Source organism: Enterobacter cloacae complex sp. ECC445 (assembly GCF_021892025.1).
GTDB lineage: Bacteria > Pseudomonadota > Gammaproteobacteria > Enterobacterales > Enterobacteriaceae > Enterobacter > Enterobacter chengduensis.
In genome coordinates this window covers 75,257-91,359 of sequence record NZ_JAKLRZ010000001.1, presented here as the reverse complement: position 1 = coordinate 91,359, position 16,103 = coordinate 75,257, and the positions used below count along the sequence as shown (strand labels likewise).

15 protein-coding genes are annotated in these 16,103 nt (G+C 56.2%); 2 read left to right on the top strand and 13 right to left on the bottom strand.

Translation table 11 applies throughout. The features are described from left to right. Nucleotides 1-83: 83 nt before the first annotated feature. The 5 genes from L6R44_RS00465 to L6R44_RS00445 are packed head-to-tail and all read right to left on the bottom strand — an operon-like array spanning nucleotide 84 to nucleotide 5,311. Nucleotides 84-1,046, bottom strand: coding sequence for a Csu type fimbrial protein (locus tag L6R44_RS00465; protein WP_237422888.1), 963 nt, complete (start codon nucleotides 1,044-1,046; stop codon nucleotides 84-86). Beyond that, complete coding sequence (locus L6R44_RS00460; RefSeq protein WP_442876494.1) at nucleotides 1,043-3,427, bottom strand: fimbria/pilus outer membrane usher protein; 2,385 nt, start codon at nucleotides 3,425-3,427, stop codon at nucleotides 1,043-1,045. Before L6R44_RS00460 ends, L6R44_RS00465 begins: the two co-directional genes overlap by 4 nt. Continuing rightward, nucleotides 3,403-4,161, bottom strand: coding sequence for a fimbrial biogenesis chaperone (locus tag L6R44_RS00455; RefSeq protein ID WP_237422887.1), 759 nt, complete (start codon nucleotides 4,159-4,161; stop codon nucleotides 3,403-3,405). Before L6R44_RS00455 ends, L6R44_RS00460 begins: the two co-directional genes overlap by 25 nt. A gap of 16 nt (nucleotides 4,162-4,177) precedes the next feature. Continuing rightward, nucleotides 4,178-4,726, bottom strand: a complete 549-nt coding sequence (locus L6R44_RS00450; RefSeq protein WP_237422886.1) for a Csu type fimbrial protein — start codon at nucleotides 4,724-4,726, stop codon at nucleotides 4,178-4,180. A gap of 12 nt (nucleotides 4,727-4,738) precedes the next feature. Beyond that, the gene (locus tag L6R44_RS00445) at nucleotides 4,739-5,311 is read right to left on the bottom strand and encodes a Csu type fimbrial protein (RefSeq protein WP_237422885.1); all 573 of its coding nucleotides are present in this window, start codon (nucleotides 5,309-5,311) and stop codon (nucleotides 4,739-4,741) included. A gap of 429 nt (nucleotides 5,312-5,740) precedes the next feature. Between L6R44_RS00445 and L6R44_RS00440 the strand changes: the two genes are divergently transcribed. Then, entirely contained in the window at nucleotides 5,741-7,000 is a 1,260-nt protein-coding gene (locus L6R44_RS00440; RefSeq protein ID WP_045326773.1) for a dicarboxylate/amino acid:cation symporter, read from the top strand. Between the two features lie 105 nt (nucleotides 7,001-7,105). Here the strand turns inward: L6R44_RS00440 and cheW are convergent, their stop codons facing one another. The 6 genes from cheW to flhD form a co-directional block, all read right to left on the bottom strand. Further along, complete coding sequence (cheW, locus tag L6R44_RS00435) at nucleotides 7,106-7,609, bottom strand: chemotaxis protein CheW (protein WP_008500420.1); 504 nt, start codon at nucleotides 7,607-7,609, stop codon at nucleotides 7,106-7,108. A 19-nt stretch (nucleotides 7,610-7,628) separates the two neighbouring features. Beyond that, complete coding sequence (gene cheA, locus L6R44_RS00430; protein ID WP_237422884.1) at nucleotides 7,629-9,665, bottom strand: chemotaxis protein CheA; 2,037 nt, start codon at nucleotides 9,663-9,665, stop codon at nucleotides 7,629-7,631. 4 nt (nucleotides 9,666-9,669) lie between these two features. Beyond that, on the bottom strand, nucleotides 9,670-10,599 hold the full coding sequence (gene motB, locus L6R44_RS00425) for a flagellar motor protein MotB (RefSeq protein WP_014884353.1): 930 nt from the start codon (nucleotides 10,597-10,599) through the stop codon (nucleotides 9,670-9,672). Then, entirely contained in the window at nucleotides 10,596-11,483 is an 888-nt protein-coding gene (gene motA / locus L6R44_RS00420; RefSeq protein WP_008500417.1) for a flagellar motor stator protein MotA, read from the bottom strand. The genes motB and motA overlap by 4 nt, the downstream gene beginning before the upstream one ends. A 123-nt stretch (nucleotides 11,484-11,606) precedes the next feature. Next, on the bottom strand, nucleotides 11,607-12,185 hold the full coding sequence (gene flhC / locus L6R44_RS00415; RefSeq protein WP_013096051.1) for a flagellar transcriptional regulator FlhC: 579 nt from the start codon (nucleotides 12,183-12,185) through the stop codon (nucleotides 11,607-11,609). 2 nt (nucleotides 12,186-12,187) lie between these two features. After that, nucleotides 12,188-12,538 carry a flagellar transcriptional regulator FlhD gene (gene flhD / locus L6R44_RS00410; RefSeq protein WP_237422883.1) on the bottom strand — a complete coding sequence of 117 codons (351 nt, stop codon included), beginning with the start codon at nucleotides 12,536-12,538 and terminating at the stop codon, nucleotides 12,188-12,190. A 795-nt stretch (nucleotides 12,539-13,333) separates the two neighbouring features. Between flhD and uspC the strand changes: the two genes are divergently transcribed. After that, complete coding sequence (gene uspC, locus L6R44_RS00405; RefSeq protein ID WP_032641357.1) at nucleotides 13,334-13,762, top strand: universal stress protein UspC; 429 nt, start codon at nucleotides 13,334-13,336, stop codon at nucleotides 13,760-13,762. Between the two features lie 17 nt (nucleotides 13,763-13,779). Here the strand turns inward: uspC and otsA are convergent, their stop codons facing one another. Both otsA and otsB read right to left on the bottom strand, forming a co-directional pair. After that, nucleotides 13,780-15,204: an alpha,alpha-trehalose-phosphate synthase gene (gene otsA / locus L6R44_RS00400; RefSeq protein ID WP_032641359.1), complete on the bottom strand. Its 1,425-nt coding sequence runs from the start codon at nucleotides 15,202-15,204 to the stop codon at nucleotides 13,780-13,782. Further along, entirely contained in the window at nucleotides 15,179-15,982 is an 804-nt protein-coding gene (gene otsB, locus L6R44_RS00395; RefSeq protein WP_237422882.1) for a trehalose-phosphatase, read from the bottom strand. Before otsB ends, otsA begins: the two co-directional genes overlap by 26 nt. Nucleotides 15,983-16,103: the final 121 nt, after the last annotated feature.

Sequence of the window (16,103 nt, the reverse complement as noted above, 5' to 3'; positions counted from 1 at the left end):
ACACCTTCTCATAGATTTATTAACGGTGTTATCGGCACTGCCCACAGGAACTTTACATTTGAGAAAGGGAAAAGCGCGGGGGGTTAAAACGCCACGTCGACGATCAGCGTATCGGTGTAGGTTCCGGCGGGCGGCGTGGCCTGATTCGTCAGGACCTTCGCGGTGTAGTTATAGGTGCGCAGCAAACCGTCGGTACTGACCTGCGACGAGGTCGCGCTGGTCCAGCGCTCGGTGCCGCTGCCGCCCCAGCGGTTCGTCGTGGCTTCTTTATAGATGTCGTAGCTCATATAGTTGCTGCCGCTCGCCATTCGCCGCACGTTATTCAGCGCGTTAGCGCCGTTATTTATGCCGATGGTATAGGTACTTCCTTTGGTGCAGGTAACGGCAATCGCCTGCGAGACGGTAGGGAAACTTTGTACCAGCGGCGCGCTGTTGAAGTTGACGTCCGGCGTGGTCATGGCGCTGCAGTCGTTGGTCACGGTCAGGTTAAGGAGAATGGTGGTCGTCGCCGTGCCCGTCTGATTGATTGTGCAAATACCGAGCGCGCCCACGGAGCAGACGCTGTAGTTAACGCTGAAGGTTAACTGCACCTGATACGGCCCGGCAGAAACGTTCTGTCCGGCGACGGTACGGAAATAGAGCGGGATGTTGTACTGCTTTGACCCCAGCAACCCCAGTAGCGTATTCCCGCTCCAGGTATACGATTTGCTTATCTGTACCTCGCTGCTGCTCGCGCAGCCCGCGAGTCCGCACAGCCGGGTGGGGATCACGTCCGTGATGGCCGCGTTGTCCGTGCGTTTCATGGTGGCCCGACTGCTGCCCGAGACCGATGCCGCGGTATAGGTCAGCGTCACCGAGTCGCTGGTCAATAGATTCAGTATGGCATCGCACGCCACCACCAGCGTGCCGGTGGTTTCCACCTCCCCGGTTCCGCTAAGCGCAAACGACGTGACGCTGCCAAACGAGGCGTTGACCGTACTGACGGTACACGCCGCCCAGCCGCCGCCGGAAAACAGCAGCAGTATCAACAGCAGCAGGCGCTTCATGGCGCCTCCCGGCACACCAGCGGACCGTAGGTTTGCAGCTTGTGCTCCGGGTTGGCTCCCACGGTCAGGGTAGCCCTGCAGCGTTTTCCATCAGGCGCGATCACCTCCAGCGGGTTCACATCGCTAAGATTCTCCAGCCAGGCGATGCCGTCATACCCGACCACCGCATTGCTGCGCGAAGCGCGTCGGACCTGGCTTCCCACCGGCAGCGCCTGGCCCCGTACATCGTGCAGAATGACGCTTGCCACCCGCTCCTGCTCCATTGGGAAATCAACCAGATAGCCGCTGTGGCGCCGGATCGCGATCCGCCGCTCGGTCTCTTTCAGACGGGTATCCGCCGGCAGGTTCAGCGTATCGATGCGGTAGCTTGCCGGGTAATACGCAGACACCCCGCTGACCAGCAGGTAGCCGTTGTTATTGGTTTTGCCGACGGGCTGATTCTCATAGCTGACGGGCACGTCCGGATGACCGTCGGTACTGATGACGACAAACGCATCGTTGATCTTATTCGCGGCAAACAGCTCGCCGTCCATCAGAACAATCGCGCCCATCGCCTCGCCCCACCAGGTCATCATGTCCCTTTCGCCATAGGCACCGCCCTGCAGCTCAACGTTGTTGTTACGCCAGCCCAGGGAGCCCTGCTGATAATCACGGGACCTTGACTGGTTGGCCCACGCCATGTTCCAGCTAAAACCCCCGTCAGACGGCATGGCGTGGTTATAGTTGATGCGCTGGGTGCTGCCGGCATCCGGCGTGTTTTCAACGGTGAAAGCGGCGCTGTCGCGTGCCCCCAGCGGCACCTGCAGCGACAGCGCGACCGTCCAGTCTCCCCGCTGCTGGTCCCGGCTACCGGCCAGGTAAATACTGCTTGCGCCCCACAGGCTGCGGCTCCAGGAGAGATTAAGCAGCTCGGTTTTTTGGCTGTCAAAACTCTCCACGCCGATCCAGGCCGCGCCGATATTGCCGTACTGTCCCAGGTTGAAGGTCAGAGAATACTGGTCCGTATTGCGGCTGAAGCTGGCGATGGGTTTATCGTTCTCGTCATATACCGTCGGCTGGTCGTAAAGTGCCAGATTGCCAAAACCGCGGCCTCGACGCGTATGCTGGGTGGCGACGCTGAACTCGCTGGTGCTGTACTGGTAGCCCCAGGTGACTTGCCCACCCGCCTCCCCGCGCATGCGGCTCTGGGAGTAAGAAGTATTCACTACGCCAAGCTGGCCAAGCTTTACCACCGTTCCCGCTCCGCCGAGCGCCAGATCCTGCGCCCCTTCTGCATGGCCTTCCAGCGTCAGCCAGTCCGTCGCCCCGTAGCGATACGAGCCGCTGCCCGCCGCGGAGCCGTAGTCAAAATTCTTGATGCCGTAGTTACGCCGCAGGCTGCCCAGCGTCGCGGCGCCGTCGCTGAGCCCTTTTTTGAGCAGGTCGCTGGTGACGTAAAACGGTAGCGTGGTGCTCACCTGACGCCCCAGCGCATCCGTTGTGACCAGCACCGCATCCCCGGCACCGTTGATATAGGGCAGATTGGTCAGGGTGAAAGGGCCCGGCTGGAGCTGGGTTGAGCCGGAGCGATAGCCGTTGATAAAGAGATCGACCGAGGTCGGTACCGCCGCTTCCCCCGCGAACTCGGGCAGCGGCCACGTCACCAGGTCAGGGCGCAGGGAGAAATCGCGCCCGACGCTTATCCCCCCCATCCGCACGCTGGAGCTCCAGCTCAGGGCATCGCCGATCACGTCCCCGACGCTCCAGCTCATCGCATCATCTTCATTCGTGAACAGCAGGGTAGTGTCATAGCGGACATATCCGTCCTGCTGGCCATCGTTACCGCTGAAATTTTCCCGGGCATAGCCGGTGGAGGAAAACGAGCCGTTCTCATTGAAGTAGCGGAACTCATGCCAGAGGGACGCCTGTCCGCCGATATGCGCCGTGCGGTTAGTGTAGAAATCGTAATTGAGCAGCGCGCCTCGCCCGAAGTGCGGTTTGGCCTGCGCCGTTTGCGCGCTAAACGGGGTCACGCGGGATGCGACCCAGTCGCGGGGAACCGTCAGCAGGAGGCGCTGCGCGGCGCTGTCATACTCCGTGCGTACCTGAGAAAGCGAAGAGAGATTCACCTCTCCGGCAGGAACATGCTCCGGCGGCAGTCCCGCGCGCAGCAGGTCGGCGCTGGAGACAAAGAAAGCGCCTTTACGCTGGGTGACGGGCACCACCAGACCGGTGTCGTAATGGTTTAGCACCAGGGCAAGCTGAAACACCGCCTCATCATTTACCGCCTGCGCCTGGGGCGGCGGCGGTAAACTGTCATCGCCGGGCTCAGCCCAGGTCGCGGTACTGACGCAAAGCAGTATCATCATCGCCGGCTTCAGTTGACGGGCGTCGACTGCCATTGTGCATCCCTGGCATTAATCTGGGCGCTCATCCGCTCGGGCTGGCGAACGCCTGCGGGAATCGGCCAGCTGCGGGTACTGCCGGGGAGCACGTACCCCAACAACCCTTCCGCGACCGTGCGTTTCTGCCCTCCCTGCTCCAGCGCCACCTGACTCAGCCTGACATGGATATCGCCTCGATTTCGAACCTCCAGTGCCGGCTGTCCATCCGTTCGCGTCACCCGCCAGCTCAGGTTCCGGGTCTCTACCAGCGCGTGATGCGCCCCCTCTTTTATCGTCGGGATCCCCTGCCCGTAGACGAACAGCGGGATGGAATAACGCATCTGTAATTTGAGACCGATGGTGGGTTCGGCTTTCGCATCAGGCTGGGGGATTTCATCCACGATAATGCGGTAGGCTTGTTCCGTGCCCGCCGGGACGGCCCCCTGTTTGATAAGGCGAATCAGCTGCTTATTGCCTTTTTGGATCGTGACGATGGGCGGGCTGGCGACCACGTCCTGCTGCGCCGTATAACGCTCATACCCGCCCTCCTGCTTCCAGCGTACGATGCGCACCTGCATCGTCGTGGCGCTGTTTCCCTGGTTCTGGATCCACAGTTCCGTCGCGTTGGCGTCAGCGGCAAGCCAGGGATCGATGGGCCAGAGCAGAATAGTGGCTGCCGCCTGCGCCTCGCCCGTGGCCGCGACGCCCGATAAGACCCCCGCCAGACACAACTGCCGGAAAAATGGCTTCATCGACTCTCTCCCTTTATTACCATGACAAGGTCACGGTGAGCTGATCGGAATACGTTCCTGCCGGGCTGAAGCCGGTCAGTAGCGCCACGCCAAAAAGCGGCAGCGCGATGTTATTGCTGTTGCTATAGGCCACCGGTATTGCCTGGTTGAGGCCAATTTCGCTGTTGGCAGCCAGCGAGCTGCTGCTGTAGAGCCGATAAGCCACCATTTCGGTACCGTTTGCGCGCTTCAGTCGCCGAACGGATGAGTAATTCTGACCACCATCAATACTCATACTCAGCGTCACGCCCGGCGTGCAGGCGATGGACAACGCCCCGTTTGGCACAAAACTGGTGTTTACGGGCGCGCTCTCGACGCCGTTATGGCTGCCAAAATCCAGCGTACCGTACAGCCCGCCGCTGCCCGCGGCCACCGCGCATCCCGGTACAATCGTCGCGCTGACCTTAAAGGACTGTGACGTCACCGCACCCGCGGCGGGGATCAGCAGCAGAACGGCGATCAGCGCGAAAAAAGGCTGCACGTTTCCCTCTGCGCGTTTGCGCAGACCTATGAAGGTTGCCTTCATGGCAGTGCTGGATTAATACGTTACGCTGACGTTAATCGTGTCGGTGTAGGTTCCCGGAACGACCGTCACGCTGTTTCCCCCGCCGGTAATGCGTCCGTAGAGGGTGTAACTATCCACGCCTCCGGCCGTAGAGGCGATCGGCAACGCGGCGTTGTTGGCAATCACGGTATTAAACCCGCTGTCGCTGTACAGGTTGTAAGCCACGCCCTGCGCCGCGTTGGCTGTATTCACCAGATAGCGCTCGGGGGTTCCGGGCGAGCCCACTACGGATCCCGGTGCGGTGGAGTGGGTATTGCCGGTAATCGCCACAGAATAGCTGCTGTTCGTACACTGAATGGTGAAGGTGCTTCCACCGCTGGCGCCGGTCAACTGCGTGGTGAGGGTGGAAAAGGCCGCGGGATGGGTACCGAAATCGAGCGTGCCGAAGTTAATGCCGCTTTGCGAGGGCGAGCCGTTAATCAGGCAGCCGTTTGTCAGCGTCAGCGTCACCCCGATGGTGCCGCTGCTGGTGACGGCCAGCGCTTGATGAACGCCCGTCGTCGTCAATAAAGCGCCCGCACAGATCAAAAGGAGTTTTCTTTTCATTTACCACCCTCCAGAAGACGTCTCCGTTCCCTTGCCATATTTTATTTTGGCCGTTCAAGATGTTAGCCCCGCTTAACGTTCCTCTGAGGGGGTTATTGAGAATTTAGTTTACGGATACCGCTTGCACCACCCGCCTCAAACTGAATAAGGCACATGTCTTATTGACTCATTATTCATAGTCAAAACAATAACTTATGATTATTAGAGCAATGATTTTATTTTTTTCAGGCAGAATATATCCATTAAAGTGTGATCTCGATCACAATATATCGTCGACGCATTAACAACAAATTTAATAAAACTTAAAAAGGAGTTGTATCCCCCTACGCTTTGCGTCAATTTATGTGCCGAATATTTTCCCGCGTCGTAATAATAAATTTATATGTATCGCCGCGGGCTACATCTGAAGCGCATAGAGGGTTCTTTTTCGTGGCAAGTGCAAACAAACTCACACTCTTCATCGTGATATTCATGCTGGCGGGTATTCTTTCAGGGGCGGCAATTCATGAGTATGCATCTGCGGATGCCATCAAAGCCTGGTCGGATAACATCACCCTTCTGACCGATATTTTCCTCCGTCTGATCAAAATGGTGATTGCACCGCTGGTCTTCAGCACGCTCACCGTGGGCATTATGAAGCTGGGCGAAACTTCCACCATTGGCCGCGTTGGCGGCAAAGCGATGGTGTGGTTTATCAGCTCATCGGTACTCTCTATTCTGGTCGGACTGTTCATCGTCACGCTGGAGCATCCGGGAAGCGGTCTGAACCTGACCGTCCCAACCGAGGCGGTGGATACCGGCCTGGCCGTGGGGGGCATGACGCTGAAGGCGTTCCTGTCGCACACGATCCCAACCAGTATCGCAGGGGCGATGTCGAACAATGAGATCCTGCAGATTGTGGTCTTCTCGATGTTCTTCGGCATCGGCGGCGCGTCGCTGGGGCAGAAATTTAACGCCCCGCTGGTGGCCGCGCTGGACGTGGTTTCCCATATCATGCTGAAGGTCACGGGCTACGTGATGTACGTTGCGCCGCTGGCCATTTTCGCGGCGATCTCCTCCGTCATCGCCACGCAGGGCCTGGGCATTCTGCTGAACTACGCCTCCTTTATTGGCGGCTACTATGTCGCCATACTTCTCACCTGCATGGTGCTGCTGGCCGTGGGTTACATGGTGCTGAAAAAAGAGGTGTTTCGCCTGGTCAGCATGCTGAAGGATCCGGTCCTGGTGGCGTTTACCACCAGCAGCTCTGAAGCGGCCTACCCTAAAACGCTGGAGCAGCTGGAGCGTTTTGGCTGCTCGCGCAACATCGCCTCTTTCGTCCTGCCGATTGGTTACTCCTTCAACCTGGTGGGGTCGATGGTGTACTGCTCCTTCGCCTCAATGTTTATCGCTCAGGCGTACAACATTCACCTGAGCTTCTCTGAAGTGACGGTGCTGATGCTGACCCTGATGCTGGCCTCGAAAGGGATTGCGGGCGTACCGCGTTCTTCACTGGTGGTGCTGGCAGCGACCATTCCGAGCTTTAATATCCCGGTGGCGGGTATTCTGCTGCTGATGGGGATCGACCACTTCCTGGATATGGGCCGTTCGGCGATTAACGTGCTGGGCAACGGGATTGCGACCGCAATGCTGTCGCAGAATGAAGGCGCGCGGGAAGCGGAAGCTGAGCTGGTAAAGCAGGAAGCGTAAGGGCATAAAAAAAGGGTGAGGCCTGATGCCCTCACCCCAGCCCTCTCCCACAGGGAGAGGGCGCAAACACAAAAAACGGCAACCGGGTTGCCGTTTTGCATTTACCTACGCTACGTGACTCGCGGCGATATCCAGCAGCGCCATCTCATCGCTGTTCAGCAGCTTTTCAATGTTCACCAGAATCAGCATACGCTCGCCGAGCGCGCCCAGACCGGTCAGGTATTCGGTCGACAGCGTGACCGCAAACTCCGGCGCAGGGCGAATTTGATCGGAGGTCAGGGAGAGCACGTCAGAGACGCCATCCACCACGATACCGACCACGCGCTGCCCCAGGTTCAGGACGATCACCACGGTGTTGTCGTTGTAGTCAACGTCGCCCTGGCTGAACTTCACGCGCAGGTCCACGATGGGCACAATGACGCCACGCAGGTTGGTGACGCCTTTAATAAAAGCAGGCGTATTAGCGATGCGGGTAACCTGGTCGTAACCACGGATTTCCTGCACTTTCAGGATATCGATGCCGTACTCCTCATCGCCTAAAGTGAATACCAGGAATTCCTGCCCTGATGGCTCGCCCGCCAGTTTCGTTACATTACTCATACCGGTCATGTTATTACCTTCTACTTAATCAGGCGGCTGTGTACGCCACACGTTGTTCACGATTTAATCCCTGAAGCGCCGACACGTCGACGATCAGCGCCACGCTACCATCACCCAGGATGGTGGCGGCCGAAATACCCGGCACTTTACGGTAGTTGCTTTCGAGGTTCTTCACCACGACCTGGTGCTGACCAATCAGCTGATCGACCAGCAGCGCGTAGCGGCGGCCCGCGCTTTGCAGGATCACAACGATACCCTGCGTGGCCTCTGTCTTCGCGCCATTCACTTCAAATACTTTCCACAGTTCCACCAGCGGCAGGTACTCACCGCGCACTTCGAGGACGCGCTCGCCGCCCGCCAGCGGATGCAGATCTTCTTCACGCGGCTGCAGGGATTCCATCACGGCGTTCAGCGGAAGAATGAAAACTTCGTCCGCCACCTTCACGGACATACCGTCGAGGATCGCCAGCGTCAGCGGCAGCAGGATGCGAATGGTGGTGCCGGAGCCCTGCTTAGACTGGATCTCAACGTGGCCGCCCATCTCCTGGATGTTACGCTTCACCACGTCCATGCCGACGCCGCGCCCGGACACGTCGGTCACCTGCTCTGCGGTTGAGAAGCCCGGCGCGAAGATCAGCATGCCGACCTCTTCGTCGGTCATGTTTTCATTGACCGCCATGCCCTGCGAAATCGCTTTCGCCATGATGCGCTCGCGGTTAAGACCCGCGCCATCGTCGGTCACTTCGATGCAGATGTTTCCGCCCTGATGTTCAGCAGAGAGGATCAGGTTCCCAACCGGCGATTTTCCGGCGGCAATGCGGTTTTCCGGCAGTTCGATACCGTGGTCGAGGCTGTTACGCACCAGGTGCGTTAACGGGTCGATGATGCGTTCGATCAGGCTCTTGTCCAGTTCGGTTGAGCTGCCCATCAGGGTCAGTTCAATCTGCTTATTCAGCTTGCTGGCAAGGTCGCGGACCAGGCGCGGGAAGCGGCTGAAGACATATTCCATCGGCATCATACGGATGGACATGACCGATTCCTGCAGGTCGCGAGCATTACGCTGCAGCTGGCCCATGCTGGTGATCAGATCGCCGTGGGTGACCGGGTCCAGCTCGTTAGAGCGTTGTGCCAGCATCGACTGGGTGATCACCAGTTCGCCAACCAGGTTAATCAGCTGGTCAACCTTCTCAACGGCAACGCGAATGCTGGTGGATTCGCTGGCGCGGGCGGCAGGTTTCTCACCGCGGCCAGGGGCCGGGGCCTCTTTTGGCACCGCCTTCAGCGCCGGAGCCGCTGGCGTCACAGCCGGTGCGGCAGCCTGCGCGACGACGGCCACCTCTTCCACCGCCGCAGGGGCTTCAACCTCAGCCGTTTCGGTTTCAAAGGCGATCTGGTCGGCTTCAATCACAAAGCACAGCACCGCGACGATATCGTCCTGGCCAATACCGTCATCAAGCGTTGCAGCAAGGCTGTCTTTGCCTTTTACCACGTTGCTTAATTTCGCCAGGTTCCCGAGCTCTTCTTCCAGCAGGTTAACTTCATTCTCTTTCAGGCGCGACAGCACCACGCGGAGTTTGCCCGCCTGTGCGCTGGCAGGCGCAGACGCCTGCGCGTCAGCCGCATCGACAACGCTCAGTTTTGCGGCCGGAACAACCGCTGCGGCAACGTCACCTTTGGCTTCCAGCGCGAGCTGGCGCAGTGCATTGCAGATGTATTCAAAGCTGGCGGCATCAGGCTCTGCCGAACTTTTATAGGCGTCGAGCTGTTCCTGCATAATATCTTTGGTTTCCAAAAACAGGTTGATAATGTCGGTATTGAGCTGCATCTCACCGCGTCGTGCTTCATCCAGCAGGTTTTCCATTAAATGGGTCGTTTCCTGCAGGATGGTAAATCCAAACGTTCCGGCGCCGCCTTTAATAGAGTGCGCGGCACGGAAGATGGCATTGAGCTGCTCGGAGTCCGGTGCTTCAGGCACCAAATCGAGCAAGTGTTGCTCCATATCGGCCAACAATTCGTCGGCTTCATCAAAGAATGTCTGGTAAAAATCGCTAATATCCATGCTCACGCTATCACCTCGGATTGGCTGGTGGCGATGTTGGAACGGCAGCCGAAGGAACGGCCCCAGGCTGTTTTAAATCGTCCAGTGACTCATTCTGACTTTCGGCGTTTTCATGCAGGATGGCCTGCTCCGCCTGCTGGTTCAGCACTAAAAGACTGATACGACGGTTGATGGCATCATCCGGCCCGCGGTCGGAAACGCGCATGGTTGCGGCCATGCCGACTACGCGCAGTACCTTGCCATCATCAAGCCCACCTGCCACCAGCTCGCGACGCGAGGCGTTGGCACGATCGGCAGAAAGCTCCCAGTTGCTGTATCCCTTCTCCCCGCTGGCGTACGGGAAATCATCCGTGTGTCCTGACAGGCTGATTCGGTTAGGAATGCCGTTCAGCACCGGTGCAATGGCGCGCAGAATGTCGCGCATATACGGTTCGACTTCCGCACTTCCGGTTTTAAACATGGGGCGGTTCTGGCTGTCGATAATCTGAATGCGCAGCCCTTCCTGCACCAGGTCGATCTTCAGATGCGGACGCAGCGCGCGCAGCTTTGGATCCGCTTCAATCAGCTGATCGAGATCGCCGCGCAGTTTCTTCAGGCGCGCCTGCTCCATTTTTCTTTTCAGCTCGTCGATGTTCGGCTCTTTTTTCACCTCACCCTTCTGCTGGGTGTAATCATCGCCGCCGCCCGGGATCGGGCTGTCGCTGTTAGAGATACGCGGCCCACCCGTTACTGCGGTTGCCAGCGGCGTGCGGAAATATTCGGCAATCTGGATCAGTTCTTTCGGGCTGGAGATGGAGATCAGCCACATCACCAGGAAGAACGCCATCATGGCCGTCATAAAGTCGGCGTAGGCAATTTTCCACGAGCCGTGCGCGCCATGCCCACCGCCCTTGTGCTTGCGCTTTTTTACGATGACGATCGGATGGGACTGGTTTTTCATGCGTCCTCAGTTGTCGTCTGTTGGTTTGGGTTTTTCACCGCACGCACGTGTTCTTCAAGCTCGATAAACGACGGACGTTCGCTGGAGTAAAGCGTTTTACGGCCAAACTCAACCGCGATCGGTGGCGCGTAACCGTTGAGGTTTGAGAGCAGCGTGATCTTCACGCACTGCATCATTTTGGTGGTTTCCGCGCTCTTCTGGCGCAGCACGCTTGCCAGCGGAGAGATAAAGCCATACGCCAGCAAAATACCGAGGAAGGTTCCCACCATCGCGTGGGCAATCAGCGCGCCGAGCTCGGCTGCCGGACGGTCTGCCGAGGCCAGGGCGTGCACCACGCCCATTACCGCCGCAACGATACCGAATGCCGGAAGGGAGTCGCCGACAAGCGCGAGGCTGTTGGCCGGCACTTCAGATTCGCTTTCGTGGGTTTCGATCTCTTCGTCCATCAGCGCTTCGATTTCGAAGGTATTCATGTTGCCGCTGATGATCAGTCGCAGATAGTCGACGATGAAATCCAGCATCATGGCGTCGGCAAGAATGCGCGGGTAGCTGGCAAAAATTTCGCTCTCTTTTGGGTTTTCAATATCCCGTTCAAGCGAGAACATGCCCTGCTGACGCGACTTCGCCATCAGGCGATAGAGGAGCGCCAGCAGATCCATATACATACTTTTGGTGTATTTCGAGCGACGGAACAGCAACGGAATCGCTTTCAGCGTGCCCTTGATCGATTTACCGTTGTTGCCAACGATAAAAGCCCCTACCCCTGCGCCGCCGATGATAATAAGTTCAGCCGGTTGATAGAGTGCTCCAAGGTGCCCGCCGGTCATCATGTAACCGCCGAAAACTGTACCGAGAACTACCAGGTAACCTAATAAGATAAGCACGACATCATCCTTCCGCTAGTGACTATGGCAAGGACGTCCAGCTCGCAGCGTTTACCGTTTGCGGGGTAAAAAAAAGCAGCGGTAATTGCTTACCGCTGCTGGAATCTTTCCCACACGTTCGGGTTAAACAGCTTGTTCGATCTGTTCATCCAGCAGTTGTGGAATAATATCGGCAGCATCCCGGGAAAGTTTACGTCTTTTTACTGCGCGGGATGGAGGCTGACATAAACTGCAGGCGAAGCTGCCTGCAGGCTGATGAGCATGGGTAATAAAATTGCCATCGCAGCAGTTGCAGCGCGACAGCTCAAGCATTCCGCTCTCAACAAAACGCACCAGCGTCCATGCGCGGGTCAGCGCCAGCAGAGGGCCTTCTTCCTGCTGTGGGCATTGTTCAAGGTAAAGTTTGTACGCTTTGATCACGGCGTCAACGCCGCTACACAAACCGGTTTTAAGAAGATACTGCCAGGCATTACAGAACATGGAAGCGTGAATATTCTGCTCCCACGTCATAAACCAGTCGGTAGAAAACGGCAGCATGCCTTTCGGCGGGGGACTACCACGTAACTCTTTGTACAGCTTGATGAGACGACCACGGCTCAGCTGAGTCTCGCTTTCCAGCATTTGTAAACGAGCACCCAATGTAATCAGCTCCATGGCCAACTGTATGTCACGCGCTTCCTGAACAATGCTTTTCTCGCTCATTGCTAGGCCCTTTTCTTACGGGCTGCGTCATCAGGCTGGCTGATTTCGTTAAGCAAGCGGGTGGAGAGAAGAATACCGGTGTGGATCTGTTGAAGATCGTCTACACGGGACTCCTGCGTCAGACGCGTTATTGTCTGCGAATCATCGAAACGAAGCTGGCAAACCAGTTGATTCGTTTCTGCCAGTTTAACCATCTGTGGGAGGGTTAAGCCGCCCAGCATGGTTGCCATCTCTTCGTTAATACCCAGACGAAACATCGCGGACGCTTTGTCCTGACTAATCAAACGCTGCGCGAGCAGTAAATACGACAAATTGATGTCATAGATATGTTTTAGCAACTCGGATGTATGCATTGTTCCCATCCCGAATAACCAACTATTATTTTTATGCGGAAAGACCGCACCCCGTGATGTCGCCGGGAAATCACCCGGTATAAAAAAGAAAAGGCCAAATGCATAGTTGAATTTAGGTTTGTATTCATTGAAACGCGCAAGAGAGAACCCGCGGCTGCGTCTCTTACATGTTTTATCATTTCTTACAAATAACTAAGATTTTTCCTAATTCGACGCAAACTCTACTCGTCAGTTTTGCCACATACAATCCAGCCATCCTCAAATTTAAAAAAAATGTGATCCACGTCACACAATTTAAGTGAATATGACCCATAAATCCATCAGTATGACTTGTAATTTGTTTGTTTTTTAACCAATCAGCACTGTTTTGTATTCTTAATTGACGAATACTCATGCAGACGGGCGATTCGAACTGGCATACAACGTGCTTTTCTCGCCGTGAATGCCTGACGGAAACATTTACAATATCCCCCACCTCGGGAAACATTTTTCTTACCGAGAAAAAACATATAGTTATGCAGTTAACGCCAAAAAGATGTTTCAGGGCGTGATCATTCGGAATGAGTTTGTAACGTAGCAAAACGATTTAAGCGTCAAGGCGTGAAATTGTGTGATTTACGTTAAGTTGTTAATTTTTTTCATTTAGGCGCATTTTTTAGTTATTCTTCTTATAAGAATAATTAATGAATAATTATGATAAGCTTCACACTAATGTCGTATTCCGCTCTTGCAGAACCAGAGCATTCGCGGTAAAGGTGGTGACACGCAGTCTGTCAGACACCCAAGGAGTGCGCCATGAGTTACTCCCATCTTCTTGTTACCGTTGCAGTTTCTCCTGAAAGCCATCAGCTCGTCGCCCGGGCCGTTTCCATTGCCAGACCCCATAATGCCCGCATCAGTCTCATCACCCTCGCCGCCGAGCCAGAGATGTATAATCAGCTGGCCGCGCCCATGCTGGAGGATATTCGTGAGGTCCTTCAGGAAGAAACGCAGCAATTTCTGCGTGAATTAGTGGAAAAGGCGCAATATCCGGTTTATGAAACCGTTATTGCGACCGGGGAACTTAACGCCCATATTCTCGACATGTGTCGCAAGCAGCAAATTGATTTAGTCATTTGCGGGAACCATAACCACAGCTTTTTATCGCGCGCGGCCTGCGCGGCGAAATCTATTGTCGCCTCAAGCCAGGTTGATGTGCTGTTAGTGCCTCTTGGGGGGAATTAACGCCCCCCAGAGGAAAATCAGGCGAGTTTAGGGAACGTCGCGATCTTTTTTTGCAGATCGCCTTCATGACTTTGCGGGGCGATATCCCGGAGATCCTGAATAAAGCGCGCCTGCCAGTGGTTTATGTCGTTCTTACGGATCGTCTCCATCATTTCCGCATGGCGGGAAAGACGTTCCGTGAGCGGCATGGTCAGCGCGCGGTTTAGCGCGTTTGCCACGTCATCCCGATCGTAAGGGTTAACGATAAGCGCCGACGTAAGCTCGTTTGCGGCACCGGCAAATTGGGAAAGCACCAGCACGCCCGGGTCGGCAGGATCCTGAGCCGCCACATACTCTTTCGCGACGAGGTTCATGCCGTCACGCAGCGGCGTGACCAGGCCAACGTCCGCATAGCGGAAGACCTTCATCAGGATCTTACGGTCGAAGTGCTGATTCAGGTAATAAAGCGGTGTCCACCCCAGCTGGCCATAGCGGCCGTTAATGCGCCCTGCTTCGGTCTCCAGCTGATGGCGAATATCCTGATAGGCCTGAACCTCGCCGCGCGACGTCGGCGCAATCTGGGTATAGCGAATTTTCCCGTGATGCTGCGGGTATTTATCCAGCAGCGTTTCATAGGCCAGGAAGCGTTCCGGCAGCCCTTTGGAATAATCAAGACGCTCTACCGAGAAGATATTTTTCACGTTCTTGAGTTCATTCTTAAGCTGCGCCAGCTTTGGCGGCAGCGGACCGGAAGCCTGCTCCGCGATATCGTCAGGTTCAATCCCTATTGGATAAACTTCGGTGTGGAACGTTTTCCCCCACGCCGTATGGCTTTTGCCGCCTTTGGTTACCAGACGCGTTTTTCCTGATACGGAATCAAGGAACGCGAGACGGTCATTTTCGGTCTGGAAGCCCAGTAAATCGTAATCACACAGCGCTTCGAGCAGATCTTCATGCGGCGGCAGCGCGTTAAATATTTCCGGCGTCGGGAACGGGATGTGCAGGAAAAAGCCAATCCGGTTATTCACCCCCCGCTTGCGCAGCTCTCTGGCGAAAGGCAGCAGGTGATAATCATGGATCCATAAAATATCGTCTTCTTCTATTAAAGGCAGCAGTTTATCCGCCAGCAGCGCGTTCACGCGCGAGTAGCCCTCGAAGGATTCACGCTGGAATTTGACCAGATCGAGACGATAGTGGAACGCGGGCCACAGGACGGCATTCGAAAACTGCGAGTAATATTCGTCGTAGTCTTTCTCTTTTAACGCAAACGACGCCCACGTGATGTTCCCGCGCGTCACCTTATTGAGCGGTTTCTCTTCTTCACTGATTTCCCCACTCCAGCCAAACCACAGCCCGCCAGCGGCTTTTAAGGCACCTAACACCCCTACCGCCAGGCCACCTGCACTGGCTTTTTTATCATCAGGCGGTGCGATTCGGTTAGAGACGACGACTAAGCGACCCATAATGGTTTCCCCCTTTGCTTTGCGCTATTTGTTGTTGTTGATGGTTAGCGATATCAGATATCCACTGCCAGACGCTGGCGACATCCGCCAGTCGCCATTCGGCGACGGTGTCACCAGGCCCCACCTTGACGGCGATCCCTCCGGCCTGATTCACCACGCGAAACCCGGCCTCGTCGGTCAGGTCATCCCCAATGAAAACGGGCGTTCGCCCTTTGAAGGGCGCCTCCGCCATAAACGCGGCGATGGCTGCACCTTTATTAATTCCTTTCGGTTTTAGCTCCACAACGCATTTACCGGGCTGCAACGCCAGCTGCGGGTGCGCATCTGCAGCCGTCTGAGCAAGGGCGAGCACGGCCTCCTCATGCTGCGGCGCCTGCCGATAATGCAGGGCAAAGGCCATGCCTTTGGCTTCCAGCTCGGTGCCGGGCAGCGCTTCCAGCGCGTCAGAAAGCGCGTTATGAAGCGTTTGCGTGAGTGCGTCGGGGAGTGAAACGATATGCGTTTGATCATGGATGTCGCGGCGCTCCGCTCCGTGTACACCGGCCAGCGGAAAGTGGTAAGGACTGGCGAGCAGATCCAGCTCGGCCATTGAGCGCCCTGATATCAATGCCAGTGCTCCCTCGTTCATGAGCGAGAGCTGATGCAAATCCTGTAACACCGCATCCGGAACAGACACCTGGTCAGGGTGCGGTTTTATCCCGGCGAGCGTGCCGTCGAGATCAAAAAAGAAAGCATATTGTCCGGGCAGTACAGGCGGTGCGGTTAACATGTCAGCCACCCTTTTCCTCCTTACGGTTTACGAGAGGTAAACGCCTTTACCTCTTTCATAGCCATGTAAGTATAGACAGTGTGACGTGGCTCGCCATTTGATAACCGCCCCGCCAGTTTTACTGGCGGGG